Below are 26,516 nucleotides of genomic sequence, written 5' to 3' on the forward strand. Positions count from 1 at the left end.
AGCCGCAGCGGCAGCAGCACCAGCAGCAGCGACAAAGAGCCCGACCGGGCATTCGACCATTCACCGAGACGCATCCATGCACACCCGCACCCCTTCCCCCCGCCCGCCCATCACCCTGATCACCGGCGGCAGCCGAGGACTGGGCCGCAGCAGCGCCCTGCACCTGGCCGCTCAGGGCCACGACATCATCCTCAGCTACCACAGCCGGGCCGACGAAGCGGCCCGCGCCGTGGCCGAGATCGAGGCGCTGGGCCGCCGCGCTGTGGCTTTGCAGCTGGACACCGGCCGCAGCGAAAGTTTTGCCAGCTTCGCCGCCGCCGTGCAGACGGTGCTGGCCCAGACCTGGCAGCGCGAGCACTTCGACCACCTGATCAACAACGCCGGCATGGGCGTCTACGCCAGCCTGATGGACACCACCGAGGACCAGTTCGACGAGCTGTTCCGCGTGCATTTCAAGGGTGTGTTCCTGCTCAGCCAGACGCTGCTGCCGCTGATCCGGGACGGCGGCCGCATCCTCAACATCTCCAGCGGCCTGACCCGTTTCGCCCTGCCCGGCTATGGCGCCTACGCCGCGATGAAGGGCGCAGTGGAAGTGCTGAGCCGCTACATGGCCAAGGAGCTGGGCCTGCGCGGCATCGCCGTCAATGTGCTGGCGCCCGGCGCCATCGAGACCGATTTCGGCGGCGGCGTGGTGCGCGACAACGCCGATGTCAATGACTTCATCGCAGCGCAGACGGCCCTGGGCCGGGTCGGCCTGCCCGACGATATTGGCGGCGCGATCACCGCCCTGCTGAGCGAAGGCAGCGGCTGGATCAACGGCCAGCGCATCGAAGCCTCAGGTGGCATGTTTCTCTGAATGAGGCGCGCTGCGCGCCCAGCCGGGGCGGACCGAGCGCAAGATACGGGTGGGCCGGCGCCGGCCAGCCCCTATCATGCCGGCTCGCTGGCCCGTCGCCGGCCATGGAAAACACCGGCACGAGATGATGAAGCCCAAGGATTTGATCGAACTGAGCCTCTTGGCCGCCATCTGGGGCGCCTCGTTTTTGTTTATGCGGCTCGGTGCGCATGAGTTCGGCCCGGTACCCATGGCCACCATGCGGGTGCTGGGCGCCAGCCTCTTTCTGCTGCCGCTGCTGACCTTTCGTGTCGGCCTGGCGGAGCTGCGCCAGCACTGGCGGCCGCTGATGGTGGTGGGCCTGCTGAACGGCGCCCTGCCCTTTGCGCTTTACGCCTACGCGGCGCTGTCGATCACGGCCGGCCTGTCCAGCATCCTCAACGCCACCACGCCGCTCTGGGGGGCGATGGTGGCCTGGGTGTGGCTGGGTCAGCGCCTGGATTTCAGCCGCCTCTGCGGCCTGGCCCTGGGCTTTGCGGGCGTGGTGTTCCTGGCCTGGGATCAAGCCAGCTTCAAGCCGGGCGGCAGCGGCTGGGCCATCCTGGCCTGCCTGCTGGCCACCCTGTGCTACGGCATCGTCGCCAACTTCAGCAAACGCTATCTGAACGGCCTGAACCCCTTGACCGTCGCCACCGGCAGCCAGCTCACCGCTTCGGCCATGCTGCTGCTGCCCGCGCTGTTCACCTGGCCAGAGCGCATGCCCAGCGGCCAGGCCTGGCTCAGCGTGGCCATGCTGGCGGTGCTGTGCTCTGGCGTGGCCTACATCCTCTACTTCCGCCTGATGCAGCGCGTGGGGCCCACCAACACCATCGCCGTGACCTTTTTGATCCCGGTGTTCGCGGTGATCTGGGGCTATGTCTTCCTGGCCGAGGCCTTCACCCTGCACATGGCCATGGGCTGCGCGATCGTGCTGCTGGGCACGGCGCTGGCGGTGGGACTGATCCAGCTGGGCCGCAAAGCTGCCCCGGCCGCGGGCTGAGCGACCCTCATCGAAGCGGCTGAATCAGCCGCCGCTCTCGATCGCCGGCACCGGCGGCACGCGCGCGATCATGACCTGGTCGACTCGGTGGCTGTCCACATCGACCACCTCGAAGCGCCAGCCGGCCCAGAGCACCTGGTCGGTGCGCTTGGGGATGCGGCGCAGCATCACCATCAGGAAACCGGCCAAGGTGTCGTACTGGCCGGCATGGGGCAGGATGTCCAGCTCCAGCGCACGTTGCACCTCGGTGATGGGGGTGATGCCGTCGGCCAGGAAGGAGCCATCCTCGCGGCGCACGATCTGCTCCTCGTCGTAGGAGGTGACCAGGCTGCCCATGACCGTGCTCATCACATCGTTGAGCGTGATCACGCCCACCACCAGGCTGTATTCGTTGACGATGACGGCAAAGTCCTCGTGCTTTTCGCGGAACTGCATCAACACCTCGGACAGGGTCAGGCGGTCCGGCACGATCAGCACCTTCTTGACCAGGCCTTCCGCGCGCAGGGCGATGGGCTCGTCGCGCAGCACGCGCTGGAACAGATCGGTGGCGTCCACATAACCCACCACCTGGTCGATCTCGCTCTCGCAGACCAGATAGGTCGAGTGCGGATCATCGGCAATGCGGTTGCGGATCAGGGTGTCATCGTCGTTGATCGAGAAGAACACCACCCGCTCGCGCGTGGTCATGGCACTCTCGACCGTGCGGGTGTCCAGCTCGAACACGTTCTCGATCACCTGCTGCTCGGCGTCCGCCACCACACCGGCCTGGTTGCCGGCCTCGGCCAGGGCCAGGATGTCGGCATGGGTGATGCTGTTGTCGCGCGCAGCCGGCAGGCCCATCACGCGGATCAGGCCCTCGGTCAGCACGCTGAAGACCCAGGCCAGGGGCTTGAACAAGGCCACCAGCCACTGCATGGGGCCGATCACCGCCACCGCCATGCGCTCGGGCTCGTTCATGGACAGGCGCTTGGGCACCAGATCGGCCAGCACGATGAAGAGCGAGGTGATGGACGCAAACGAGAGGCCAAAGCCCAAGGTCTGGGCCAGCTCGGGCGCCACCAGATAGCCCAGCATGGCGGCGAAATGCGGGGTCAAGGCCCCTTCGCCGACAATGCCGCCGAGGATGGCCACGGTGTTGATGCCGATCTGCACCACCGTGAAGTAGTGGCCCGGCTGCTCCTGCACCGCCAGCACCTGCTCCGCACGCCCATCGCCCTCATCGGCCAGCTGACGCAGCTTCATCCGCCGCGAGGCGGCGAGCGCCATTTCGGCCACCGAGAAAAAAGCGCTGGCGGCGATCAGGGCGGCGATGAAAAGCAGGTTGCTGAGCAAATTGGGATCCTTGGGTCGGGGTTGGCGATGGGCTGCGCTGGGCGGCGCTGCGCTCGAAGCCTAGCTGAACAGACGGCGCGCCGCCAGCGTGCCAGCCGCCAGATCACGCGAAGCCAGGGCACGGTAGAGGGTGCTGAGCTCCTGGCCGATGCTGGCGAAGGCGTGCAGATTGAGGATGTGGCCGCGGTCATCGCAGACATCGGCCTCGATGTCGCGGGCCAGGCCGCGTGCAGCTTCCTGCCAGCTGGCGAAGGGTTCCAGCGCTTCCGGCGTCTGCGGCACATCGAGCGACAGGGCCAGGTCGCGCAGCGAGGACTGCTGCGGATCTTCGGCCAGCGCAGCCTGGGAATCAAAGCTCAGCGAGAGGATGGGCGGCGCGCCCTCTTCCGCCGCCGGCAGCACCAGGCGCCCGGGCATGGCGCCCGGCACAAAGCCGTGGCGCAAGGCCATCTGCTGCACATAACCGAGGGTCCAGGCGGCATTGCGGGCGCGCAGGACCACGGCCAGCTGGGCATCATGGGCGCTGGCAAACTGGTCCAGCTCGCGCGCGCGGCTGACCACATCGAGCATGTCGGGGAACTGCACAAAGGCCCCAATGCCATCGGCGAAACCCTGGACCTTCTGCACAAACTCCGAATACTCGATCTCGTTCATCGCGCCGTTGCGGTTGGCCATCTGCACGCCGGCCTGGAACTCGCCGTAGCGCTGGCCGGCCAGGGGCAGCTCCCACTCGCCGCTTTCGGCGTTCAAGCCCTCGATGTGAAAGGGCTTGGTGCCCGCGCGGCGGCTGCCCGGCAGGTGGGAGGTGGCCATCTCGCCGCTGATGGGTGCGTCCAGGGTGATGGTGGCGATGGCGTCGATCAAGGCATCGATGCGGGCCGAGGGCTTGCGCGGCGGGCGGCTGACGGTCGGCAAGGCCTCATCCAGGCCCGCCCCCGAGGGCTCGGCCGCGGCGGCGCCGTCCAGGCCAGGCTCCTGGCGCTGGCCGTCCATGACCGGCTCTTTCTGCGGCTCGGCGCGGCGCGGGCCGGCCTTGCGGGCGCTCCAGGCGCCGTGGCCCACCACACCGGCCAGCACCAGGCCGCCGAGGATGGCCAGCATTTCGGTCAGGCTCATGCGCAGGCTCCCCGCTCAGCGCGCCAGCCCGCAAGCTGCGCCCGCATCCAGTTCTTCGTCACAGTTGTCGCTTTCTGCTGCTGCATCTTCTCGCTGCTCATCCTCTTCAGGCCTCGGCCATGGCCAGGGCCTTGTCCATGTCCACCGCCACGATGCGGGACACGCCTTGTTCCTGCATGGTCACGCCGATCAGTTGCTCGGCCATTTCCATTGCAATCTTGTTGTGCGAGATGAAGAGGAACTGGGTTCCGCTGCTCATCTCGGCCACCAGCTTGGCATAACGCTCGGTGTTGGCGTCATCGAGCGGCGCATCCACCTCGTCCAGCAGGCAGAACGGCGCCGGGTTGAGCTGGAAGATCGCAAACACCAGGGCGATCGCCGTCAGCGCCTTTTCGCCACCCGACAGAAGGTGGATGGTGCTGTTCTTCTTGCCCGGCGGCTGGGCCATGACCTGCACGCCGGCGTCGAGGATTTCATCGCCCGTCATCACCAGCTTGGCCTGGCCGCCGCCGAACAGGGTCGGGAACATGCGGCCGAAATGGTGGTTGACCTGATCAAACGTGGCGCCCAGCAGATCGCGGGTCTCCAGGTCGATCTTGTGGATGGCGTCTTCCAGGGTCTTCATGGCCGACATCAGGTCGGCGCATTGCGAATCGAGGAAGGTCTTGCGCTCGCGCGCCGACGTCAACTCATCGAGGGCAGCCAGGTTGACGGCACCGAGCGAGGCAATCTCGCGGTTGATGCGGTCGATCTCGCCCTGCAGGCCGTAGAGCTTGACCTGGCCTTGCTCGATGCCCTGGGCCAGGGCCTCCAGGTCCACCTCGGCCGCGACCAGTTGCTCCATGAACTGGGCACCGCCGAGCTGGGCTGCCTGTTCCTCCAGCTGCAGCTTGGTGATGCGGTCGCGCAGCGGGTCCAGGCTGCGCTCGAAGGTCAGGCGCTGCTCGTCTGCCTTGCGCAGGCGCAGGCTCAGGTCGTCGTAGTTGCTGCGCACGGCGGCCAGGGCCTGCTCGCGCTCCATCTTCAAAGCCAGCGCATCCTGCAGACCAGCCTGTGCGGCGGCATCGTTGAGCGTGTCCATCTCGCGCTGCAGGCTCTCGGCCGAGGCGGTGTTGGTGTGCACCTGTTGCTGGGCGGTTTCGATGGCGCGCTGCAGCTCGGCCCGGCGCGAAGCGAGGGCGCGGGCGCTGTACTGAGATTCCTGCGCGCGGCGCTCCAGCGCCCGCAGCTGCTCACGCGCCTCGCCGAGGCGGCGTTCGGCCAGGATCACCGCCTCGTCCAGCTCGGCATGGCGCTCCTGCGTGGTGGCCAGCTGCATGTCCAGCTCTTCGAAGCGAGCTTCGCCGGTGACACGGCGTTCCTGCAACTCCTCGGCCTGGGCATCGATCTCGGCCAGCTCGCCTTCCAGCTGGCCGCGCCGGGCGCTGGCCGCCTCGCTTTGCTGGGTCAGGCGCAGCAGCTCGACGTGGAGCTGGTGGGCGCGATTCTGCGCCTCGCCGGCCTCGCGGCGCAGCAGCACCAGGCGCTGCGAGCCTTCGGTGTAGGCGGCTTCGGCGCGCACCAGGGCGCTCTTGGCCTCTTCGGCAATCAGGGTCTGGGCGCGCAGTTCCAACTGCAGCTGCTCGATTTCCTGCGCACGGGCCAGCATGCCGGCCTGCTCGGAATCGGGCGCGTAGAAGCTGACCGCAAACTGGCTGACCGCATGGCCGGCCGGGGTCATGATCAGCTCGCCATGGGTCAGGCGGGCGCGCTGGGCCAGGGCCTCTTCCAGGCCGGCCGCGGTGTAGACACCCTCCAGCCAGTCGTTGAGCAAGGCCTTGAGGCCGGCGTCGTCCAGGCGCAGCAGATCGCTGAGGCGCGCCAGGGTTTCGTGGGTGTTGGCAATGGCAGCGGCCGGCGGCGAGTAAAAGGCCAGCCGGGCCGGGGGCGCATCGGCGGCAAAAGCCTGCACCGTTTCCAGGCGGCCGACCTGCAGGGCGCTCATGCGCTCGCGCAACGCGGCCTCCAGGGCGTTCTCCCAGCCCGCTTGAATATGGAGTTTGGTCCACAGTCCTTGCAGGCCATCCAGGCCATGCTTGGCCAGCCAGGGCTTGAGCTTGCCCTCGGTCTGCACCTTCTCCTGCAGGGCGCGCAAGGCATCGAGCCGGGCCGAGAGCTCGGACTGGCGCCGGCCTTGGGCATTGGCATCGGCCTGGGCATGGCGTCGCTGCTCGTCTTCCAGCGGCACCTGCTCCTGCAGCTCTTGCAGGCGGGCGTCGGCCATGTCGCGGGCTTCGTCGGCCGCCTCGCTCTGGCGCTTCAGCTCGGCCAGGCGATCGGCATCGGGCACGGCCAGGCCCTGGCGCTCGGCCGCCAGGCGCTCGCGCCGGGTGCGCAGCTGGCGGGCCTGCTCTTCGATGCTGCGGCTCTCGGCCGCCAGCACCTGGATCTGCTGCTGCACCTGCACGACCAGGGCGCGCTGCTCATTGGCCCGGCCTTGGGCGGCGCGCACCGCGTCTTCGCCATTGGGCAGATTGGCAGCTTGCTCCTCGGCCTGGGCGGCCAGGATCTCGCTTTGCTCCTCGGCCGTGGCGATCTGCTCGGCGATGGTTTCCAGCTCCTCCTGGGCCTGGACCGAGCGCTCCTGCCACTGGGTGTTCTGGGCCTGCAGCTCGATCAGGCGCGATTCCACCCGCTGGCGGCCCTCGACCACATAGCGGATGCGCTCCTCCAGGCGGCTGACTTCCAGCTGCGCCTCGGCATAACGGCCTTGTGAAGCGTGCAGCTCGTCACCTGCAGCGTAATGGGCCTGGCGCACGGTCTCCAGCTCCGCCTCGACCTGGCGCAGCTCGGCCATGCGCGATTCCAGCGCATTGACGGCCTCCAGGTGCTCGGCCTTGACCCGGCCTTGCTCGGAGGTGGCGTCGCGGTGCTTGAGGAACCAGAGCTGGTGCAGCTTGAGCGTGCCAGCGTCTTGCAGGGCGCGGTAGCTGGCCGCCACCTCGGCCTGCTTTTCCAGCTTTTCGAGGTTGTTGTTGAGCTCGCGCAGGATGTCGTCGACGCGGGTCAGGTTTTCGCGCGTGTCCTTGAGCCGGTTCTCGGTCTCTCGGCGGCGTTCCTTGTACTTGGAGACGCCGGCCGCCTCCTCCAGGAACATGCGCATCTCTTCCGGCTTGGATTCGATGATGCGGCTGATGGTGCCCTGGCCGATGATGGCGTAGGCGCGCGGACCCAGGCCGGTGCCCAGGAACACGTCCTGCACATCGCGGCGGCGCACCGGCTGGTTGTTGATGAAGTAGCTGGAGGTCCCGTCGCGTGTCAGCACGCGCTTGACGGCGATTTCCGAGAACTGGTTCCACTGGCCACCGGCGCGGCCGTCTTCATTGGCGAACACCAGCTCCACGCTGGAGCGGCTGGCCGGCTTGCGGTTGCCCGAGCCGTTGAAGATCACGTCCTGCATGGACTCGCCGCGCAGCTCGCTGGCCTTGCTCTCGCCCAGCACCCAGCGCACTGCGTCCATGATGTTGGACTTGCCACAGCCATTGGGCCCGACCACGCCGACCAGCTGCCCGGGCAGCTGAAACACCGTGGGATCGGCGAAGGACTTGAAGCCCGAGAGCTTGATCGAGTTCAGACGCATGGGCGCAAGACCATTCTTACCCGCCGGGCGCGGCCGCTCGATTTGCACCGGCAGCGGCTCCCGACGAGCCTCCTAAGCTGTTGATTTATTTGAACAAAAGCCCTTAAACCTGGGGCTTGAGCGGGCCTGGATGATACCATCCGCCCTTCCCCATCTTTTGGCACGCCGTCGCGTTGTTTCGACGCGGTGGCCGCCCTGCATTGACGCCATGGCCAAGTCCTCGCCCTCCACTTCGTCCAAGACCCCCACCGCTACGACCGCCGCCAAAGCCGCCGCCCCCCGACGCAAGGCCGCCGCGCCTGCGCTGCTGCCCGCCGAGGCTTACAAGGACCCGATCAAAGCAGCCGCAAAGCCCGCAGCCAAATCTGCGGCCGCCAAGCCCGCGCCCAAGATGCGCGAAATGCCGCCCAACCCGCCCTCGGCCCCGAGCAAAGAGCTGCACGTCTTCCCCAACCCGGCTCCCGAGCGCGACTATGTGATCCAGTTCCAGGTGCCCGAGTTCACCTGCCACTGCCCGCTGACCGGCCAGCCCGACTTTGCGCACTTCACCATCGACATGATTGCGGACCAGTACTGCGTCGAGCTGAAGAGCCTGAAGATGTATTTCTGGAGCTACCGCGACGAGGGCGCCTTCCACGAGAAGGTGACCAACACCATCCTGGAAGACATCGTCAAGGTCACCGACCCGCGCTTCATCCGCATCACCGCCAAGTGGTATGTGCGCGGCGGCATCTACACCAATGTGGTGGTCGAGCACCGCAAGAAAGGCTGGAAGCAGCAGCCGCGCGTGGACCTGCCGGCCCACGGCTTCGAATCCGGCCTGCTGCGCTGAATCAAGCGCGCGTGATCCTGCCTGCTTGAGCGTCTCGCCGCCTTGGCCCTCGCCTCGCATCCGGCTTACCAGCTGATCGAAGTCACGGTGCGGCGCAGCCGCATCGATGGCTTCGGCGTGTTTGCGGCCGAGCCTGTGCCCGCGGGCGCCAAGATCGGCGCGCTCACCGGCGAGGCCATCAGCGTGGCCGAGGCCCGGCGCCGGGCCCAGGGCCGCCAGCGCATCATGCTGGTCGAGCTGTCCAGCAGCCGGGCGGTGGACGCCACCCGCTCCAGCGACCCCATGCGCTTCACCAACCACAGCTGCCGGCCCAATGCCCGCATCGCCGTGGAAGACGGCGCCATCGAGTTCTTCGCCCTGCAGGAGATTGCCGTGGGCGAGGAGATCACCGTGGCCTACGGCGCCACCCACCACGAAGGCAGGCTTGCCTGTCGCTGTAGCCAGCCGGGGTGCCTGGGCTGGCTATGATGCCGGCGATCCCCTCACCCGCTGTCATGAACGCTGCTGCCGCCTCTTCCGTGCCCCACAACCCGCTGCTGGACAAGCTGCACCCCTATCCGTTCGAGCGCCTGCGGGCCCTGAACGCGGGCATCACACCCAACCCCGCCTACCGGGCCATCAGCCTGGGCATCGGCGAGCCCAAGCATCCGGCACCGAAGCTGATCGAAGACGCCCTGATGGCCAGCCTCAAGGGCTTGTCGGGCTACCCTGCCACGGCCGGCGAGCCGGCGCTGCGCGAAGCCATCTGCTCCTGGCTGCAGCGCCGCTACGGCCTCAGCCTCAACCCGGCCACCCAGGTGCTGCCGGTCAATGGCTCGCGCGAAGCGCTGTTCGCCCTGGCGCAAACCGTGATCGACCCCAGCCGCGCCGGCGCCACCGTGGTCTGCCCGAATCCCTTCTACCAAATCTACGAAGGCGCCGCCCTGCTGGCCGGCGCGCAGACCGCCTTTGCCAACAGCGACCCGGCCAAGAACTTCGCCGCCGACTGGTCACAGATCGACGAGGCCACCTGGGCCCGCACCCAGCTGCTCTACGTCTGCTCGCCCGGCAACCCGACTGGCGCGGTCATGCCGCTGGACGAATGGCGCATGCTCTTCGAGCTCAGCGATCGCCACGGCTTTGTGATCGCCTCGGACGAGTGCTACTCGGAGATCTACTTCCGCGAGGAAGCGCCGCTGGGCGGCCTGGAAGCGGCAGCCCGCCTGGGCCGCGCGGACTTCAAGAACCTGATCGCCTTCACCAGCCTGTCCAAGCGCAGCAATGTGCCGGGCATGCGCTCGGGCTTTGTCGCCGGCGACGCGGCGCTGCTGAAGAAGTTTCTGCTCTACCGCACCTACCACGGCAGCGCCATGAGCCCCATCGTCCAAGCCGCCAGCGTGGCCGCCTGGAACGACGAAGCCCATGTGGTGGAGAACCGTGCGCAGTACCGCGCCAAGTTCGCCGCCGTCACGCCGCTGCTGGCCGCCCATATGGACGTGGCCCTGCCCGATGCGGGCTTCTACCTCTGGTGCGGCGTGCCGCGCCACATCCACGGCGGCGATGACATCGCCTTCGCTCAAGGCCTGCTGGCTCAATACAATGTGGCCGTGTTGCCCGGCAGCCTGCTGGCGCGCGAGGCCCACGGCATGAACCCTGGCGCCGGCCGCATCCGGCTGGCCCTGGTGGCCGAAAGCGCGGAATGCCTTGAAGCGGCCCAGCGCATCGTCACCTACATCGAATCGTTCCCGTCTCCTTCCTCTTCTTTCTCCTCCTGACTGGCACCCGCTGCCGCGAGCTTTCACTCATGACACAAGCCCATTTGCAATCGACCATCGAACTGGCCTGGGACAACCGCGCCAACCTCAACCCGGCCAATGCCCCCGAGGTGCGCGAGGCGGTCGAACATGTGCTGGCCGATCTGGACGCCGGCCGCCTGCGCGTGGCCGAGCGCCAGGCTGTGGGCCAGTGGACGGTGCACCAGTGGGTCAAGAAGGCCGTGCTGCTGTCTTTCCGCCTGAACGACAACCGCCTGATGGGCGCCGGCGACATGACCTTCTTCGACAAGGTGCCGACCAAGTTCGGCGGCCTGAGCGAAGAAGCCATCCGTGCCACCGGCGTGCGCGTGGTGCCGCCCGCCGTGGCGCGCCGCGGCAGCTTCCTTGCCAAGAACGTGATCCTGATGCCCAGCTACGTCAACATCGGCGCCTACGTCGATGAAGGCACCATGGTCGACACCTGGGCGACAGTCGGCAGCTGCGCCCAGATCGGCAAGAACGTGCATCTGAGCGGCGGCGTCGGCATCGGCGGCGTGCTCGAGCCCCTGCAGGCCAACCCCACCATCATCGAAGACAACTGCTTCATCGGCGCCCGCTCGGAAGTGGTGGAAGGCGTGATCGTGGAAGAAAACTCGGTCATCTCCATGGGCGTCTACATCGGCCAGAGCACGCCGATCTATGACCGCGAGACCGACACCGTCAGCTACGGCCGCGTGCCGGCCGGCTCGGTGGTGATCAGCGGCAGCCTGCCCAAGAACGAGGGCAAGTACAGCCTGTACGCCGCCATCATCGTCAAGAAGGTCGACGCCGGCACCCGCGCCAAGACCAGCATCAACGACCTGCTGCGCGCCTGAACCGGGCAAAAAAGCACTGCCCCGGCTGAGACCGGGGCGCATCCAGCGGCTTGAAGACCAAGAACGGGGAGACAGCGGATGAGTGGAAATATGGAACGCATCCTGCGGCTGATGGCCGAGAAGGGTGCCTCCGACGCTTACCTTTCGGCCAAGATGCCGGTGCTGATCCGCCTGAACGGGCAGATCGTGCAGCTGTCGGATCAGTTGCTCGGGCCCATGCAGCCGCGTCAGCTGATCGCCGAGGTGGTGGACCCGGCCCAGATGGCCGAGCTGGACCAGAACGGCGAGCTGAACATGGCGGTGGCCATCCCAGGCGTGGGCAGCTTCCGCCTCTCGGGCTTCCGCCAGCGCGGCACCATCGCCGCAGTGTTCCGCCACATCCCGCACGTCATCCCCTCGCTGGAAGAGCTGAATCTGCCACCCATCCTGGGCAAGCTGGTACAGGAAAAGCGCGGCCTGATCCTGATGGTGGGCGCTACCGGCACGGGCAAGAGCACCACGCTGGCCTCCATGCTGGAGCTGCGCAACCAGACCATGGCCGGCCATATCCTCACCATCGAGGATCCGCTGGAGTACCTGTTCAGCAACAAGCGCTCGGTGGTCAACCAGCGCGAAGTGGGCCGCGACACGGCCTCGCTGCAGATTGCCTTGAAGAACGCGTTGCGCCAGTCGCCGGACTGCATCCTGATCGGTGAAATCCGTGACCGCGAGACCATGACGGCGGCAATTTCCTACGCCCTGTCCGGCCACCTGGTGCTGGCCACGCTGCACGGCAATAACACGTATCACGCGCTGAACCGCATCCTGTCCTTCTACACGCCCGAGTCGCGCCCGGCCCTGCTGAACGACCTGGCCGCAGGCCTGAAATCCATCATCTCGCAGCGCCTGGTGCGAGCCACGGCAGGCGGCCGCATCCCGGTGATCGAGATCATGCTCAACACCAAGCTGATCGCCGAGTTCATCGAGAAAGGTGACTTCGGCGGCGTCAAGGACGCGATGGAGAAATCCATCGCCGAAGGCTCGCAAAGCTACGAAGAGCATTTCGCCCAGCTCATCAAGGACGGCACCATCACCCGCGACGAAGGCCTGGCCTTTGCCGACTCGCCGACCAATCTGCTCTGGCGCTTGCAAAACGACAGCCCAGGCGCCCTCAAGCAAGCGCCGGCCAAGGAAGAAGCGGCAGGCGACGAAGCCAGCTTCACCGAGATCACGCTGGACGTGCGCGGCGACTGAAGTCCGTGCTGCGCTGTGCGGCGCAGCGCCTTCTCAGGCTTCTGCGCGTCTTTTTCCCCTCACCTTTCTTTTGCCCTCGCCTTCATGTCCGACACCCTCGCCCTGCTGGAAGCGCTGGTCGCCCGCCCCTCCGTCACGCCCGATGACGCCGGTTGCCTGGAGCTGATTGGCGCGCGCCTGTCCGCCCTGGGCTTCGAGCTGCAGCGCATGGACAGCGGGCCAGAGAGCTTCCGCGTCAGCAACCTGTGGGCAATCAAGCGCGGCAGCGAGGCAGACGGCCCGGTGCTGATGTTTGCCGGCCACACCGATGTGGTGCCGCCCGGGCGGCTGGACGCCTGGGCCTCAGACCCCTTTGTGCCCAGCTACCGCGAGGGCCGCATCTACGGCCGTGGCGTGGCCGATATGAAGGGCTCGCTGGCCGCCATGGTGGTGGCCGCCGAGGAATTTGTGCGCACCCATCCCGCGCACCGCGGCAGCCTGGCCTTTTTGCTGACCAGCGACGAGGAAGGCCCCTCGGTCGACGGCACCAAGGTCTGCTGCGAACGGCTCAAGGCCCAGGGCCAGCGCCTGGACTTCTGCATCGTCGGTGAGCCGACTTCGGTGGAGCAGGTCGGCGACATGATCAAGAACGGCCGCCGCGGCACGCTCTCGGGCAAGCTCAAGGTCAAGGGCGTGCAAGGCCATGTGGCCTACCCCCAGCTGGCCCGCAACCCGGTGCATCAGGCCGCCGCCGCCATTGCCGAGCTGGCGGCCGCCCGCTGGGACGAGGGCAACGACTACTTCCCGGCCACCACCTTCCAGATCTCCAACATCCACGCCGGCACCGGCGCCACCAACGTCATCCCCGGCGAGATGGTGGTGGATTTCAACTTCCGCTTCTCGACCGAGTCGACCCCGGAAGGCCTCAAGTCCCGCGTGCAATCGCTGCTGGCCCGCCACGGGCTGGAATACGCGCTCGACTGGACCCTGGGCGGCGAGCCCTTCCTGACCCCCGTGGGCACGCTGAGCGGCGCCGTCTGCGCCGCCATCGAGGCCGAGACCGGCCGCCCGACCCAGCTCTCCACCACCGGCGGCACCTCGGACGGCCGATTCATCGCCAAGATCTGCCCGCAAGTGATCGAGTTCGGCCCCATCAACGCCAGCATTCACAAGGTGGACGAGTACCTGCCGGTCGACAACCTTGAACCTTTGAAAAACATCTACCGCCGCACGCTGGAGCAGCTGCTGAACTGACCTCAAGTCCAAACTCGACGGCAGCCCAAGACCTGCAAGAGCAGGCAGTGCAGCCCGCGCAAGCACGAACGCATGCGCAAAACCAAACCAATCAGGCAGGCAGGGAGGCCATGGAGATGACAGAAGAAAGCACAGGCATGCGTGCAGCAAAGCGCTGGGCGCATCAAGCGCTCGCAGTGATCAGTGCTTTGGGCCTCTGGGTGGCCTGCGCTCAGCCCGGCTGGGCCGCCTGCAAGGTTCAGAGCCTGGAGTTGCCAGTCACGATGAAGGGCTCTCGGGCAGTGGCCACACTGGGCATCAACGGGCAGGACATTCCCCTGATCGTCGACAGCGGCGCGTTCTTCAGCACCCTCACCCATGCCGCAGCCCAGCAGCTGAAGATGAAGGTGCGTGCCCTGCCCTGGGGCATGGAAATCACAGGCGTGACCGGGCGAGACGAACACGCGGGCCTTGCCACCGCAGAACGCATCAATTTGCTTGGCGGCGAGTTGCCCAACGTCGATTTTGTGATCGGCGGCAACGACGACCGCAACGGCACCATGGGCCTTTTGGGCCGCAACATCCTGTCGGTGGCCGACACCGAATACGACCTGGCGCATGGTCTGGTTCGTCTGATGTTCCCCAACGAAGATTGCGACAAGCATGGCATGGCTTACTGGGCCGGCGACACGCCGGTTTCAGAGATCGAGCTGCTGCGCCCCGACCGCAAGACCAAGACCCCCGCCATCGAAACCATCGCCCTGATCAATGGCAAACGCCTGCGTGTGTTGTTCGACACCGGCGCCCGCACGGTGATGTCGCTCAAGGCAGCCAAGAGTGTCGGCGTCACGGATCTGAAGCCAACCGGCCGGGTGGGCGGTGTGGGCCAAGGCACGGTGGCCGGCTGGAGCGGCGCGATCGATCGCTTCGAGCTGGGGGGCGAAGTGGTGCACAACGTGCGCCTGAGCGTGGCTGACTTCGAGCTGCGCGAGATCGACATGCTGCTGGGCGTCGACTTTTTCCTTTCGCACCGCATCTATGTGTCCAAGAAGCAGCGCCGCATGTACTTCACCTACAACGGCGGCCAGGTGTTCGCGCTGAGCAAGCCCGAGCCCAAGGACGACAGCGACGAAGCCAAGTCCAGCGGCCTGCCCGAACTCGGCCCCGAAGCCAAGGCCTCGGCCTACGCCCGGCGCGGCGCGGCCTCGATGGCGCGCAAGGACTACAAAGCAGCCTTGGCCGACCTGGACCGCGCCTGCGAGATGGAGCCCCAAGCCGCCGAACACCGCGTGATTCGTGCGACCCTGCACCTGCAGATGCGGCAAGCGAAGCTGGCCAAACAAGACCTGGACGCAGCGCTGGCGGCAGACCCGGCGCACGCCGAGGCAAGGATGAAGCGGGCGACCTTGATGGCCAAGCCGAGCAAGCCGGATGCCGCGCTCCAGGACCTGGACGAACTGGATCGCCTGCTGCCCGCGCAAGCCCCGCAGCGCCTGCAGATGGCGCAGATCTACCTGCGCCTGCAGCACCTGCCCGCCGTGGTGAAGCAGCTGGACCATTGGCTCGCGGCCTACCCGCATGACCTGGCCACCGCCGACGCGCTGAACCAGCGCTGCTGGACGCGCGTGATGCTCCACAGTGACTTGACACAGGCGCTGCGGGACTGCGATCGGGCCATCGATCTGGATGCCGAGCAAGGCAAGTACTTCGACAGCCGAGGCTGGTTGCGCCTGCGGCAGGGTGAGTGGCACAAGGCCCTGGCCGATTTTGATCGTGCGTTGAAGCTGGACGACAAGCTCGCCTGGCCCCACTACGGCCGTGGCATCGCACTGGGCAAGCTGGGCGACGCCACAGGCGCCCAAGCTGCACTCGCAGCAGCGCGCGAGCACCGTCCGGAGATCGAGCAGGAGGCGGGTCGTTACGGCCTGGCGGTCGACGCGGCCGCGGCCAAGCCCACGCCAGCCTCCGCGCCCTAGGCCGACAGCCTGTGGCTGCTTGCCGGTGACGGGTTGGCAGTGACGGGTTGGCGGTAACGGGTTGGCGAGGGCGCGCGCGCCATCGGCGACAATCACGCCCTGCCCTTCACCGAGCCCCCATGAATTTACTGAACTGCATCGAGGCCCAAGCCGCCCGCCTTTCCGAGGCGGGCGTTTCGTTTGGCCATGGCACGGCTGTCGCCTTTGACGAGGCCGCCTGGCTGGCGCTCTGGGCCCTGGGGCTGCCGCTGGACCAGCTGGACGAGCACGAGGCCCTGACGCTGAGCGACGCCCAGCAAGCGCGCATCGCCGAGCTGGTCGAGCAACGCATTGCGACGCGCAAGCCTGCCGCTTACCTGACCCGCGAGGCCTGGTTGCAGGGCGTGCCGTTTTACGTCGACGAGCGCGCCATCGTGCCGCGCAGCTTCATCGCCGAGCTGATCGCCGATGCCAGCATCGATGCCTGGCTCTCCGACCAGACCACCGAGGTGCTGGATCTGTGCACCGGCAATGGCTCGCTGGCCGTGCTGGCCGCCATGGCCTGGCCCGAGGTGCAGGTGGATGGCCTGGACCTTAGCGCCGAAGCCCTGGAAGTGGCGCGCATCAATGTCGACAAGCATGGCCTGCAGTCGCGCATCCGATTGATGCAGGGCGATGGCCTGGCGCCGGCCCTGGCGGCCGGCCGCCGCTACGGCCTGATTCTGTGCAACCCGCCCTATGTCAACAGCGAGACCATGTCCCGCCTGCCGGCTGAGTACCGCGCCGAGCCCGAGATGGCCCTGGCCGGCGGCGATGACGGCATGGATTTCATCCGCCGCCTGCTGGCCGAGGCACCGGCCGTGCTCAAACCGCGCGGCGTGCTCTTGCTGGAGATCGGCAATGAGCGCCCGTTTTTTGAAGCCGCCTTCCCCGAGCTGGAGGTGGCCTGGATGGACACCTCCTCGGGGGCCGACCAGGTGCTGCTGATCACCGAAGAATCACTGAACATGATGAACGCCCACAAGAACAAGAACCCGGAAGGTCGCCCCACGCCATGATCACCCTGCGAAATATCACGCTGCGACGCGGCACCAAGGTCGTGCTCGACGACGCCAGCGTCGTGCTGCAACCGGGCGAAAAGGTCGGCCTGGTGGGCCGCAACGGCGCCGGCAAGTCCAGCCTTTTTGCGCTGTTGACCGACCGTCTGCAAAGCGACAAGGGCGAGGTGGACATCCCCCGCCAATGGGCCGTGGGTGAAGTGGCCCAGAACATGCCGGAAACCGACATGCCGGCGACCGAATTTGTGCTCGAAGGCGATGTGCGCCTGATGGCCGCGCGCCAGGCCCTGGCCGATGCGGAAGCGGCCGAGGATGGCCATGCCATGGCCGACGCCCATGCCCTGCTGATGGACGCCGGCGCCTTCGACGCGAAACCGCGCGCGCAGGCCTTGCTGATGGGCCTGGGCTTCAAGGGCGAGCAGGTCGATGCGCCGGTGAACAGCTTCTCCGGCGGCTGGCGCATGCGTTTGCAGCTGGCCCGCGCCCTGATGTGCCCGGCAGAGCTGATGCTGCTGGACGAACCGACCAACCACTTGGACCTGGACGCCCTGGTCTGGCTGGAAGCCTGGCTGCAGCGCTACGACGGCACCCTGATCGTGATCAGCCATGACCGCGAGTTCCTGGACGCCATCACCAAAGTCACCCTGCACCTGGACGAAGCCAAGCTGCACCGCTACGGCGGCAACTACACGGCCTTCGAGGCCATGCGCGCCGAGCGCATGGAGCAGCAGCAAGCCGCCTTTGGCAAGCAGCAAGAGCGCATTGCGCACCTGCAGAAGTTCATCGATCGTTTCAAGGCCAAGGCCAGCAAGGCCAAGCAGGCGCAGAGCCGGGTCAAGGCCCTGGAGCGCATGGAAAAACTGGCACCGGTGCTGGCATCAGCGGACTTCAATTTCGAGTTCCGCGAGCCCGTCAGCCTGCCCAACCCCATGCTGATGTTTGACGATGTGGCTTGCGGTTATGAGGTCGACGGCGTCGAGAACATCATCGTGCGCGGCATCGACCGCTCGGTGCTGGCCGGCCAGCGCATTGGCATCCTGGGCGCCAACGGCCAGGGCAAATCCACCGTGGTGAAAACGGTGGCCCGCATGCAGCGCGCCATGGGCGGCAAGATCACCGAAGGCAAGGGCCTGACGATCGGCTACTTTGCCCAGCAGGAAATGGACGTGCTGCGGCCGGAAGAAGGCCCGCTCTCGCACATGGTCCGCCTGGCCAAAGAGGTGAGCCCGCAGGCGCGCGAGCAGGAGCTGCGCGATTTCCTGGGCCAGTTCCGCTTTGTTGGCGACATGGTCAACCAGCAGGTGGGCAGCCTCTCGGGGGGCGAGAAGGCCCGCCTGGTGCTGGCCATGCTGGTGTGGCAGCGCCCCAATCTGCTGCTGATGGACGAGCCCACCAACCACTTGGACCTGAACACCCGAGAGGCGCTGTCGATTGCGCTCAACGAGTTCGAAGGCACGGTGATGCTGGTGAGCCACGATCGCGCCCTGCTGCGCGAGGTCTGCGACGAGTTCTGGCTGGTCAGCAAGGGCGTGGTGTCCCCGTTCGACGGCGACCTGGACGATTACCAGCGCTGGCTGCTGGACCAGTCCAAGGAAGCAGCCAAGGCCGCCAAGGATGCCGCCAAGGCCCTGGCCAAAGCCGGCAAGTCAGGCAGCACGGTGGCGGCAGCCACCCCGGCTCCAGTTGCTGCAGCCGCCCCTGCCCCGACCCCGGCCCCGGCCGCGCGCGAGGACCGCAAACTCAGCGGCCAAGCTCGCCAAAAGCTTGCCGACCAAACCCGCCCGCTTCGCAAGGAGATGGACGCCATCGACGCCAAGCTCAACAAGCTGGCCGATGAACGCACGGCCCTGGAGGCCCAACTGGCGGAAGGCAAGGCGACACCGGCTCAGATCGTTGAAGCCGGCAAGCGCCTCAAGGCCATCCACGACGAGTTGGAAAGCGCCGAGCTGCGCTGGCTTGAGCTCAGCGCCGAGGTCGACGCGATTCACGCGGCGGCTTGATCGCAAGCGCAGCCCCTACGCACCGATGAAAAGGGCCCGAGATTTCTCGGGCCCTTTTTTGTTTTCTGGCGCAGGGCTTCAGACGTTCATGTCAGCAAAACCAGGGCCGCAGCCAGCGCCGCCGGCAGCGCCTGCACGAACAGAATCTTCTTGCCCACCGTGGCGGCGCCGAACACGCCGGCCACCACCACGCAGCCCAGGAAGAACAGCTGCGTCGGCACACCGGCCGCGCCCTGCAGCAGGCCCCACACCAGGCCGGCACTCAGAAAGCCGTTGTACAGGCCCTGATTGGCCGCCAAGGTCTTGCTGGCCTCAGCAAACTCCGGCGTCAGGCGAAACACGCGCCGACCCAAAGGCTTGGTCCAGAAGAACATCTCCAGCACCAAAAAATACAGGTGCAAGGCGGCCACCAAGGCCACCAAACCATTCGCCACCATGCTCATCGCCATCTTGTGCTCGCTTTCAGGACACCGGGTCTGCTTGGCCCTGCGCTGCTGAATCGCAAACGTCTAGCAGCAAGACCCTTAGTCACATAAATTGTGTGCAATTAAATTGAGGACTACATTATCGCCCATGTCACGCCCATCCAACTGTCCCCAGCCCGACATGCCGCAGCTTGCCCCGGCGGCCGCCGCAAACGAGGACTGGCTGCGTCTGGACCAGCAGCTGTGCTTTGCGCTCTACGCCAGCTCTCTGGCCATGACCAAGCTGTACAAGCCCTTGCTGGAGCCCTTGAGCCTGACCTACCCGCAGTACCTGGTGATGTTGGTGCTTTGGGAGCAGGACGGCATCAGCGTTTCCACCCTGGGGCAACGCCTGTCGCTCGACTCCGGAACGCTCACGCCCCTGCTCAAACGCATGGAAACGGCGGGTTTTGTGAAACGGCAGCGCGCCGCGCAAGATGAACGGCGTGTCGACATCCTGCTCACGCCCATGGGCCTGGCCCTGAAGGTGCAAGCCCAAAAGATTCCACCGCGACTGGCCTGTGCGGCCGCCTGCTCTTTGGAAGAACTGAGTTCCCTGACCCGACGCCTGCATGAGCTGCGACAGCAGCTGGCGGTCGCCGAACTTTCACCCACCACCCCTGATTGATAGGAAGCACATCACCATGGCACTCGACAAAGTCCTCTACACCGCTCGCGCCACCTCCACCGGCGGCCGCCAAGGCAGCTCATCCAGCTCGGACGGCGCGCTGAACGTGCAACTTTCGACACCCAAGGAATTGGGCGGCGCCGGCGGCCCGGGCACCAACCCCGAACAGCTGTTCGCAGCCGGCTATTCGGCCTGCTTCATCGGTGCCCTCAAGCATGTCGCCATGATGAAGAAGGTCGCCCTGCCGGCCGACGTGTCCATCACCGCCGATGTGGGCATCGGCCCCATCCCGGCCGGCTTCGGCATCCAGGTGGCCCTGAACATCTCGGTGCCCGGCGTGGAGCGCAGCGTGGCCCAAGACCTGGTAGACGCCGCCCACCAGGTCTGCCCCTACTCGAACGCCACCCGCGGCAATATCGACGTCACGCTGACCCTGGCCTGAGTCGACCGAGCAAGGCCAGAGGCGCGAATCAGCGCGGCACGGGGCTTGAAAGCAAGTCCAGCAGCAGCTCGATTCGCGCCTTCACCGGGCTCAGCGCTCCCGCGCTGGGCAAGGCCTCGGCCGAGGCAGTGACCGGCCCGGCATCGCAGCGCGTGCTTCGCAGCACGCGCACGCCTTGCTGCTGCGCCTCGCGCAAAGCTGCCTCCAGGGCGTGCGACAGGCTGCCATTGCCGGTACCGGCCACCACCAGCCCATCCACACCCTGCGCCAACAAGGCTCGAACCACCGAGCCATCGGCGCCGACATGGTTGAGCACGATCTGCACCCGTGGCCAGCTCAGGTCGCCTTGGGGCAAGTGGGCAAGACCCACCACCGGCTGCGCACCGCACTGCGGACCCGCGGCGAACCAGCGCACCACTCCCTCCTCCACCGCCCCCAGACGCGCGCCGTCGGCTGACGCGAATGCATCGACCCGGTAGCTGTGTACCTTGCGCACCTGCTCGGCGGAATGGATGCTGCCGGCGAACATCACGAACACACCAGGCACCCCTCCCTCCGCAGCGAGAGTGACTGCATCCAGCAGGTTCTGCGGACCATCGGTCTGAAGGGCGGTCGCGGGCCGCATGGCCGCGGTGATCACCACGGGCTTGCCGGGTGCCAGGACGCGCTGCAGGAAATAGGCGGTCTCTTCCAAGGTATCCGTGCCGTGGGTGATGACCACGCCGGCCACTTCTGGACGCGCCAGATGCGCCGCGACCCGTTCAGCCAGCAGACGCCAGGTCGCGAAATCCATGTCCTTGCTGTCCAGCTGCACAACTTGTTCGGCCTCCAGCGCACGGCGGGCGAGCGGCGGGATCGCCGCAATCAGCTGTGCGACACCGAGCTGCGCGGCCTGATAACCGACATTGTCCGAGGCATCGGCCGCCGTACCGGCGATGGTGCCACCGGTTCCGAGAATCACGACCAGCCCCGATTTCGCTTCAAACACCGGCGCATTCACGGCAATTGTTTCTTGCTTGCTTTGCAATTTTGAATTTCCTGGATGAAAATACAGTCACTGGATAAATATTCAGGCAATCAAGCCCCAGGGCCCCAAGCAGAGGACGACCACCGTGGAAGACAGCCCGAAACTCACCGCGCGCCAACAGCAGATTCTCGATCTGGTGCGAGCCGCCATCGAACGCACCGGCGCTCCACCGACCCGGGCCGAAATCGCCGCCGAGCTCGGTTTTCGTTCTGCCAACGCCGCCGAAGAGCATTTGCAGGCCCTGGCTCGCAAAGGCGCGATCGAACTGGTCGGCGGCACCTCGCGCGGCATCCGCCTGAAGTCTGACACATTGAGAGCGCTCAACTCCGCACGCGATGCCCGCGAGTCAAAAGAGGCGCGCGAGTTTCAAGCCGGATATGCGCGCGGCCGCGCCGCACCCCGCGGCAGCGATCGGCAGCAACTCGATTTCCCTTTGGCCAGCCTGGCCCAGCTGAATCTCCCGCTGATTGGGCGCGTGGCCGCCGGCCACCCCATCCTGGCGCAGGAGCACATCGAGCAAAACTACGCCGTCGAAGCCAGCATGTTCGCCAAGAAGCCCGACTTTTTGCTCAAAGTGAAAGGCATGAGCATGAAAGACATCGGCATCATGGATGGCGATCTCTTGGCCGTGCAGAAAGCCTCGGACGCCAAGAACGGCCAGATCGTGGTCGCCCGAATCGGCGACGAAGTGACCGTCAAGCGATTCAAGCGCGGCCGCAGTGGCATTGAGTTGCTGCCCGAGAACACCGATTTCGAACCGATTCAGGTGGCCGCCGATGACGACAGCTTTGCCATCGAGGGGCTGGCGGTGGGCCTGATCCGCAATCAGATGTTCAGTTGATCCCCCGACCGCACGATGTGCAACCCTTGCCCGGGTCGGGCCTACTTGCTCCGCCCGTCGATAGACAGCCAACGACGCGTCTGAATCGCTCGCCGCCTCATGTCGCGGAAGACCCAGCACATACGAAAGAGCCTCCAATGCAGGCTCTTTTGTTTATTCACATTGGTCCTGAACGGGCGGACGCTTGATCAAACATTCGTCCGATCACGAGTTGTGTGGCTGGAACAAAGCAATCTGCACCAGACCCAAAAGAGGCGCCGCCTGAACGCGCAGGAACCTTGCCAAACCCCGTATCGAACCCTTGCATTACTGCAGCTGAATACCTCACAGACGAGGCGCCATCGCTGATGGTTTGATCTCCAATGGAGATTTCGAGACTGAACCGCCGGAATGACAAGGAAATGTCGTGCAGGTATTGATCAAATAGTCCGTTTTCATCAACAGCGCAAAGCCACGAATATCGAACGGAAAAGAAAAAACCCCGCAAACTTTCGTTTGCGGGGTTTCTCAATATGTTGGCGGAGTGGACGGGACTCGAACCCGCGACCCCCGGCGTGACAGGCCGGTATTCTAACCAACTGAACTACCACTCCAGATGAGACACAATATCGAAATCGATATTGCGCTGCACCGGACAAGTTACGCAGTATTCATTCAAACACTGCCAAGCCTTGTCAAACTTGGCGTCCCCTAGGGGATTCGAACCCCTGTAGTCACCGTGAAAGGGTGGTGTCCTAGGCCTCTAGACGAAGGGGACTCAACCTTCTAGCCTGATCACATCCTGAATCGCGCGCCACTTCCAAACAAAATTTGGTGGTGGAGGTAAGCGGGATCGAACCGCTGACCTCTTGCATGCCATGCAAGCGCTCTCCCAGCTGAGCTATACCCCCAGATCCTTGCGAATCTCGGTCGCCGCGCCATTCAAGCGTGTCAAACCTCAAACAACTTCACAAATAACAGCGGCCAATCTCTTGGCCGCCTTTGAAATCTACCGCAGCAGATTTCTTCAACGCAGACAAAGACATTTCAATCTTTGCCTCAAAGCTGGCGGAGTGGACGGGACTCGAACCCGCGACCCCCGGCGTGACAGGCCGGTATTCTAACCAACTGAACTACCACTCCAGATGATGATTTAAATTATATACACAATTTAAATCACATCAAACAAGTTTGCAGCTATTTTTCAATAACTACCAAGCCTTGTCAAACTTGGCGTCCCCTAGGGGATTCGAACCCCTGTAGTCACCGTGAAAGGGTGGTGTCCTAGGCCTCTAGACGAAGGGGACTAAACCTTCTTATTAACTGCCGCATAGTATACAGCAATTAACTCTATATATTCAAGCTCTGCAGTATATCGCAAAACTTTTGCATCTGAACCGCGCGCCACACAAACTCAATTTGAATTTGGTGGAGGTAAGCGGGATCGAACCGCTGACCTCTTGCATGCCATGCAAGCGCTCTCCCAGCTGAGCTATACCCCCGACGATTCTTATCAGTACTTCAGACTGCCTAGCCGCTCCTTGCGGATCGACTCGCCTTCCAAAGCACCGCGAGACATCTAAAGTTTCGCGCTGTTCAAGCAAGACATAGATTATAGGACGCTTTTTACAAGGAGCGCAAGCGTTTCACAACAATTTCTTGTTCGAACAGTTCCAGCACCGCGTCGACGCTGGGCGTTTGCACACGCCCGCACACCAATGCCCGCACCGGCATGGCCAGCTGAGGCATCTTCAGGCCATGCGCGCCGATGGTTTCCTTGATGGCGGCGGCAATGACGGGCTTGCTCCACTCAGGCAGTGCTTCAAGCTTGTCCGCCAGCGCAGCCAGGGCCGGCTTCACCGCGTCCGTGACATGCGCCGCCAGATCCTCGGCCGAGGGGCTGACCGGGCCGAAGTACATGGCCAGCCAGTCGGCCAGAGCCACGGTCGTCGAACAACGGTCCTTGAACAGGCTGCACATGGGCGCGAGATTGGCGGCATCCACCTGCACGCCGCGTGCAGCGAAATGCGCCGCCACCAGCGCAGCCAGACGGCTGTCATCTGCCTGCTTGATGTATTGGCTGTTGACCCATTCCAGCTTGGCCGGGTCCCATTGCGCGGGGCTCTTGTTCAGATGGCTGCCATCGAACCAGGACACCAGTTGCTCGCGGCTGAACAGCTCGTCATCGCCGTGGCTCCATCCCAGGCGAGAGAGGTAGTTCAGCATGGCCTCGGGCAGGTAACCCCCCTCTTCGTAAGCCGTGACACTGACCGCGCCGCGGCGCTTGGACAGCTTCTGACCATCGTCACCCAGAATCACCGGCACATGGCCAAAGGCCGGCAGCGGCGCGCCGAGGGCACGGAAGATATTGATCTGCCAGGGCGTGTTGTTGACATGCTCATCACCGCGGAACACATGGCTGATCTGCATGTCCCAGTCGTCCACCACCACGGCGAAGTTGTAGGTCGGCACACCCAGGCTGCCGGCCGGCGCGTCTTCAGCGGCGGGACGCACGATGATCAGGTCGTCAATCTCGCGGTTGTTGATGGTGATGGGGCCCTTGACCAGATCATCCCAGGTGACGTCACCGTCCAGCGGATTCTTGAAACGCACCACCGGTGTCACACCGGCCGGCACGGGCGGCAGCACCTTGCCGGGCTCCGGGCGCCAGCGGCCGTCGTAACGGGTTTTCTCGCCGCGCGCGCGTTGAGCCTCGCGCATCTCGTCCAGCTCGGCGGGCGTGCAGTAGCAGCGGTAGGCCTTGCCTTCAGCGATCAATTGCTCGGCCACCGCGTGGTAGCGCTCCAGGCGCTGCATCTGGTAGATCGGGCCTTCGTCGTAGTCCAGGCCCAACCATTTCATCGAAGCCAGGATCTGCTCCACCGAATCCTGGGTGGAACGTGCCACATCGGTGTCCTCTATGCGCAGCACGAACTTGCCACCGTAGTGGCGGGCATAGGCCCAGGAGTACAGGGCTGTGCGGGCCGTGCCCAGGTGCAGAAAACCGGTCGGCGACGGCGCAATGCGGGTGCGCACGGGAGTGTTGGCGTGTTGGCTCATAAGCTGTTCAAAGTGGAGAGGCCGCGGTTCAGGTCATCGGTGATGTCGTCGACATGCTCAAGACCGACGGCCAGACGGATCAAGCCCTGGCTGATGCCGGCGGCCTGGCGCTGGGCCTCGCTGAGGCGACCATGCGAGGTGGTGGCTGGGTGGGTGATGATGGATTTGGTGTCGCCCAGATTGGTGGCGATGCTGAGCACCCGGGTGCTGTTGATCACATGGAAGGCCGCGGCTCGCGCGGCCTCGGGCGTGTCGGCCTTCAGCTCGAAAGACAGGACCGCCCCGCCCTGCCCCGACTGCTGACGCATGGCCAGTTCATGCTGGGGATGCGAGGGCAAAGCCGGGCAGTACACCCGTGCCACCTCGGGCCGGGCCTCCAGCCAGCGGGCCACGGCCAGGGCTTGTTCGCTCTGGGCCTTCATGCGCAGGCTCAAGGTCTCCAGGCCTTTCAAAATGACCCAGGCGTTGAAAGGCGAGAGCACCATGCCGGCCGTGCGCATTACCGGGCCGAACATGTCCTTGATCAGGCGATTGGGGCCACACAGCGCACCGCCCATGACCCGGCCTTGGCCGTCCATGTACTTGGTGGCCGAGTGCATGACCAAGTCGGCGCCAAAGCGCGTGGGCTGCTGCAGCGCCGGCGTCGAATAGGTGTTGTCCACCACCAGCAGCGCACCGGCACCATGGGCGATATCGGCCAGGGCGCGGATGTCGCAGACCTCGGTCAGCGGGTTGGTCGGCGTCTCGGCGAACAGCAGCCGGGTGTTGGGGCGCAGGGCCGCGCGCCATTCGGCTAGCTCGGTCTGCGAAACGAACGTCGTCTCCACCCCGAACTTGCCAAACTCCTTGGCGAACAGATTGATGGTGGTGCCGAAAACCGAGCGCGAGCACAGCACATGGTCGCCCGCCTTGAGCAAGCCCATGCAGAGCAGCAGGATGGCGCTCATGCCGGTGGCGGTGGCGATGGCGCCTTCGGTGCCTTCCATGGCGGCCAGGCGCGCTTCCAGGCTGCGCACCGTCGGGTTGCTGGTGCGCGAGTAGGTGAAGTCTTCCGAGTCGGCAAAGCGCTGGGCCGAGGTGGCTGCGTCCGGCTGCACATAGGCGCTGGTCAGGAACAGGCCTTCTGAGTTTTCGCAATGCTGGCTGGGCGGCAAGGCCGTGCGCACGGCCAGAGTCTCGGGGCGCAGGCCCTCGGGCAGCGTGGCGCGGGCGATGCGGCGGGCTTCCTCGCTCATG

Annotated in this window: 21 protein-coding genes and 6 tRNA genes; 14 read left to right on the top strand and 13 right to left on the bottom strand. The window is 65.5% G+C overall.

The window, feature by feature from the left end; genetic code table 11:
• The first annotated feature begins 76 nt into the window (after positions 1-76).
• Both OOB33_RS17475 and OOB33_RS17480 read left to right on the top strand, forming a co-directional pair.
• Positions 77-856, top strand: a complete 780-nt coding sequence (locus OOB33_RS17475; protein WP_271009607.1) for an SDR family NAD(P)-dependent oxidoreductase — start codon at positions 77-79, stop codon at positions 854-856.
• A gap of 124 nt (positions 857-980) precedes the next feature.
• Entirely contained in the window at positions 981-1,874 is an 894-nt protein-coding gene (locus tag OOB33_RS17480) for a DMT family transporter (RefSeq protein WP_333780337.1), read from the top strand.
• A 24-nt stretch (positions 1,875-1,898) separates the two neighbouring features.
• On the opposite strand, the gene OOB33_RS17485 is transcribed toward OOB33_RS17480, so the two are convergent.
• The 3 genes from OOB33_RS17485 to smc form a co-directional block, all read right to left on the bottom strand.
• On the bottom strand, positions 1,899-3,206 hold the full coding sequence (locus OOB33_RS17485; RefSeq protein ID WP_271009608.1) for a hemolysin family protein: 1,308 nt from the start codon (positions 3,204-3,206) through the stop codon (positions 1,899-1,901).
• A gap of 60 nt (positions 3,207-3,266) precedes the next feature.
• Positions 3,267-4,322 carry a cell division protein ZipA C-terminal FtsZ-binding domain-containing protein gene (locus tag OOB33_RS17490; RefSeq protein ID WP_102766872.1) on the bottom strand — a complete coding sequence of 352 codons (1,056 nt, stop codon included), beginning with the start codon at positions 4,320-4,322 and terminating at the stop codon, positions 3,267-3,269.
• Positions 4,323-4,428: 106 nt separating this feature from the next.
• Entirely contained in the window at positions 4,429-7,941 is a 3,513-nt protein-coding gene (gene smc, locus OOB33_RS17495; RefSeq protein WP_271009609.1) for a chromosome segregation protein SMC, read from the bottom strand.
• A gap of 400 nt (positions 7,942-8,341) precedes the next feature.
• On the opposite strand from smc, the gene queF reads away from it, so the two are divergent.
• From queF to OOB33_RS17540, 9 genes are all read left to right on the top strand, one after another.
• Positions 8,342-8,773 (top strand): preQ(1) synthase, encoded by a 432-nt coding sequence (queF, locus tag OOB33_RS17500; RefSeq protein ID WP_102769474.1) that lies wholly within the window; start codon positions 8,342-8,344, stop codon positions 8,771-8,773.
• Between the two features lie 42 nt (positions 8,774-8,815).
• The gene (locus OOB33_RS17505; protein WP_171828761.1) at positions 8,816-9,241 is read left to right on the top strand and encodes an SET domain-containing protein; all 426 of its coding nucleotides are present in this window, start codon (positions 8,816-8,818) and stop codon (positions 9,239-9,241) included.
• A 26-nt stretch (positions 9,242-9,267) separates the two neighbouring features.
• A complete protein-coding gene (dapC, locus tag OOB33_RS17510) occupies positions 9,268-10,527 on the top strand; it encodes a succinyldiaminopimelate transaminase (RefSeq protein ID WP_271009610.1) in 1,260 nt (419 codons plus the stop codon).
• Positions 10,528-10,556: 29 nt separating this feature from the next.
• Entirely contained in the window at positions 10,557-11,381 is an 825-nt protein-coding gene (gene dapD / locus OOB33_RS17515) for a 2,3,4,5-tetrahydropyridine-2,6-dicarboxylate N-succinyltransferase (RefSeq protein WP_102766876.1), read from the top strand.
• Between the two features lie 78 nt (positions 11,382-11,459).
• A complete protein-coding gene (locus OOB33_RS17520) occupies positions 11,460-12,614 on the top strand; it encodes a PilT/PilU family type 4a pilus ATPase (RefSeq protein WP_102766877.1) in 1,155 nt (384 codons plus the stop codon).
• Between the two features lie 84 nt (positions 12,615-12,698).
• Positions 12,699-13,847, top strand: coding sequence for a succinyl-diaminopimelate desuccinylase (gene dapE, locus OOB33_RS17525; protein ID WP_271009611.1), 1,149 nt, complete (start codon positions 12,699-12,701; stop codon positions 13,845-13,847).
• A gap of 137 nt (positions 13,848-13,984) precedes the next feature.
• Positions 13,985-15,802 (top strand): aspartyl protease family protein, encoded by a 1,818-nt coding sequence (locus tag OOB33_RS17530; RefSeq protein WP_271009612.1) that lies wholly within the window; start codon positions 13,985-13,987, stop codon positions 15,800-15,802.
• 119 nt (positions 15,803-15,921) lie between these two features.
• A complete protein-coding gene (gene prmB / locus OOB33_RS17535) occupies positions 15,922-16,839 on the top strand; it encodes a 50S ribosomal protein L3 N(5)-glutamine methyltransferase (protein ID WP_271009613.1) in 918 nt (305 codons plus the stop codon).
• On the top strand, positions 16,836-18,839 hold the full coding sequence (locus tag OOB33_RS17540) for an ABC-F family ATP-binding cassette domain-containing protein (protein WP_102766881.1): 2,004 nt from the start codon (positions 16,836-16,838) through the stop codon (positions 18,837-18,839). The genes prmB and OOB33_RS17540 overlap by 4 nt, the downstream gene beginning before the upstream one ends.
• Positions 18,840-18,925: 86 nt before the next feature.
• Here the strand turns inward: OOB33_RS17540 and OOB33_RS17545 are convergent, their stop codons facing one another.
• Positions 18,926-19,282: a DUF1304 domain-containing protein gene (locus tag OOB33_RS17545; RefSeq protein WP_271010077.1), complete on the bottom strand. Its 357-nt coding sequence runs from the start codon at positions 19,280-19,282 to the stop codon at positions 18,926-18,928.
• A gap of 163 nt (positions 19,283-19,445) precedes the next feature.
• On the opposite strand from OOB33_RS17545, the gene OOB33_RS17550 reads away from it, so the two are divergent.
• Positions 19,446-19,931: a MarR family winged helix-turn-helix transcriptional regulator gene (locus tag OOB33_RS17550; protein WP_102766883.1), complete on the top strand. Its 486-nt coding sequence runs from the start codon at positions 19,446-19,448 to the stop codon at positions 19,929-19,931.
• Positions 19,932-19,947: 16 nt separating this feature from the next.
• The gene (locus OOB33_RS17555) at positions 19,948-20,373 is read left to right on the top strand and encodes an organic hydroperoxide resistance protein (RefSeq protein ID WP_271009614.1); all 426 of its coding nucleotides are present in this window, start codon (positions 19,948-19,950) and stop codon (positions 20,371-20,373) included.
• A 28-nt stretch (positions 20,374-20,401) separates the two neighbouring features.
• Here OOB33_RS17555 and OOB33_RS17560 read toward each other — a convergent pair whose 3' ends face one another.
• On the bottom strand, positions 20,402-21,400 hold the full coding sequence (locus OOB33_RS17560; protein WP_271009615.1) for an asparaginase: 999 nt from the start codon (positions 21,398-21,400) through the stop codon (positions 20,402-20,404).
• 85 nt (positions 21,401-21,485) lie between these two features.
• Between OOB33_RS17560 and lexA the strand changes: the two genes are divergently transcribed.
• The gene (gene lexA / locus OOB33_RS17565) at positions 21,486-22,241 is read left to right on the top strand and encodes a transcriptional repressor LexA (protein WP_271009616.1); all 756 of its coding nucleotides are present in this window, start codon (positions 21,486-21,488) and stop codon (positions 22,239-22,241) included.
• A gap of 516 nt (positions 22,242-22,757) precedes the next feature.
• Here the strand turns inward: lexA and OOB33_RS17570 are convergent.
• The 8 genes from OOB33_RS17570 to OOB33_RS17605 form a co-directional block, all read right to left on the bottom strand.
• Positions 22,758-22,834: transfer RNA gene (locus tag OOB33_RS17570), tRNA-Asp, on the bottom strand.
• Between the two features lie 88 nt (positions 22,835-22,922).
• Positions 22,923-22,998, bottom strand: a tRNA-Glu gene (locus tag OOB33_RS17575).
• Between the two features lie 57 nt (positions 22,999-23,055).
• Positions 23,056-23,131: transfer RNA gene (locus OOB33_RS17580), tRNA-Ala, on the bottom strand.
• A gap of 155 nt (positions 23,132-23,286) precedes the next feature.
• Positions 23,287-23,363, bottom strand: a tRNA-Asp gene (locus OOB33_RS17585).
• Between the two features lie 88 nt (positions 23,364-23,451).
• Positions 23,452-23,527 (bottom strand) — tRNA-Glu (locus OOB33_RS17590).
• A 119-nt stretch (positions 23,528-23,646) separates the two neighbouring features.
• Positions 23,647-23,722: transfer RNA gene (locus OOB33_RS17595), tRNA-Ala, on the bottom strand.
• A 124-nt stretch (positions 23,723-23,846) separates the two neighbouring features.
• Complete coding sequence (gltX, locus tag OOB33_RS17600) at positions 23,847-25,280, bottom strand: glutamate--tRNA ligase (RefSeq protein ID WP_102766886.1); 1,434 nt, start codon at positions 25,278-25,280, stop codon at positions 23,847-23,849.
• Positions 25,277-26,515, bottom strand: a complete 1,239-nt coding sequence (locus OOB33_RS17605) for an O-succinylhomoserine sulfhydrylase (protein ID WP_271009617.1) — start codon at positions 26,513-26,515, stop codon at positions 25,277-25,279. The genes gltX and OOB33_RS17605 overlap by 4 nt, the downstream gene beginning before the upstream one ends.
• Position 26,516: the final 1 nt, after the last annotated feature.

This window comes from Paucibacter sp. B51, assembly GCF_027863535.1.
GTDB classification, from domain to species: domain Bacteria; phylum Pseudomonadota; class Gammaproteobacteria; order Burkholderiales; family Burkholderiaceae_C; genus Paucibacter_A; species Paucibacter_A aquatilis.

Coding starts and splice junctions, on each gene's coding strand:
- OOB33_RS17540 (WP_102766881.1), top strand. CDS start 16,836: ATGATCACCCTGCGAAATATCACGCTGCGACGCGGCACCAAGGTCGTG.
- OOB33_RS17480 (WP_333780337.1), top strand. CDS start 981: ATGATGAAGCCCAAGGATTTGATCGAACTGAGCCTCTTGGCCGCCATC.
- OOB33_RS17555 (WP_271009614.1), top strand. CDS start 19,948: ATGGCACTCGACAAAGTCCTCTACACCGCTCGCGCCACCTCCACCGGC.
- dapE (WP_271009611.1), top strand. CDS start 12,699: ATGTCCGACACCCTCGCCCTGCTGGAAGCGCTGGTCGCCCGCCCCTCC.
- queF (WP_102769474.1), top strand. CDS start 8,342: ATGCCGCCCAACCCGCCCTCGGCCCCGAGCAAAGAGCTGCACGTCTTC.
- smc (WP_271009609.1), bottom strand. CDS start 7,941: ATGCGTCTGAACTCGATCAAGCTCTCGGGCTTCAAGTCCTTCGCCGAT.
- prmB (WP_271009613.1), top strand. CDS start 15,922: ATGAATTTACTGAACTGCATCGAGGCCCAAGCCGCCCGCCTTTCCGAG.
- dapD (WP_102766876.1), top strand. CDS start 10,557: ATGACACAAGCCCATTTGCAATCGACCATCGAACTGGCCTGGGACAAC.
- OOB33_RS17550 (WP_102766883.1), top strand. CDS start 19,446: ATGCCGCAGCTTGCCCCGGCGGCCGCCGCAAACGAGGACTGGCTGCGT.
- OOB33_RS17475 (WP_271009607.1), top strand. CDS start 77: ATGCACACCCGCACCCCTTCCCCCCGCCCGCCCATCACCCTGATCACC.
- OOB33_RS17545 (WP_271010077.1), bottom strand. CDS start 19,282: ATGAGCATGGTGGCGAATGGTTTGGTGGCCTTGGTGGCCGCCTTGCAC.
- OOB33_RS17530 (WP_271009612.1), top strand. CDS start 13,985: ATGCGTGCAGCAAAGCGCTGGGCGCATCAAGCGCTCGCAGTGATCAGT.
- OOB33_RS17605 (WP_271009617.1), bottom strand. CDS start 26,515: ATGAGCGAGGAAGCCCGCCGCATCGCCCGCGCCACGCTGCCCGAGGGC.
- OOB33_RS17490 (WP_102766872.1), bottom strand. CDS start 4,322: ATGAGCCTGACCGAAATGCTGGCCATCCTCGGCGGCCTGGTGCTGGCC.
- dapC (WP_271009610.1), top strand. CDS start 9,268: ATGAACGCTGCTGCCGCCTCTTCCGTGCCCCACAACCCGCTGCTGGAC.
- OOB33_RS17520 (WP_102766877.1), top strand. CDS start 11,460: ATGAGTGGAAATATGGAACGCATCCTGCGGCTGATGGCCGAGAAGGGT.
- gltX (WP_102766886.1), bottom strand. CDS start 25,280: ATGAGCCAACACGCCAACACTCCCGTGCGCACCCGCATTGCGCCGTCG.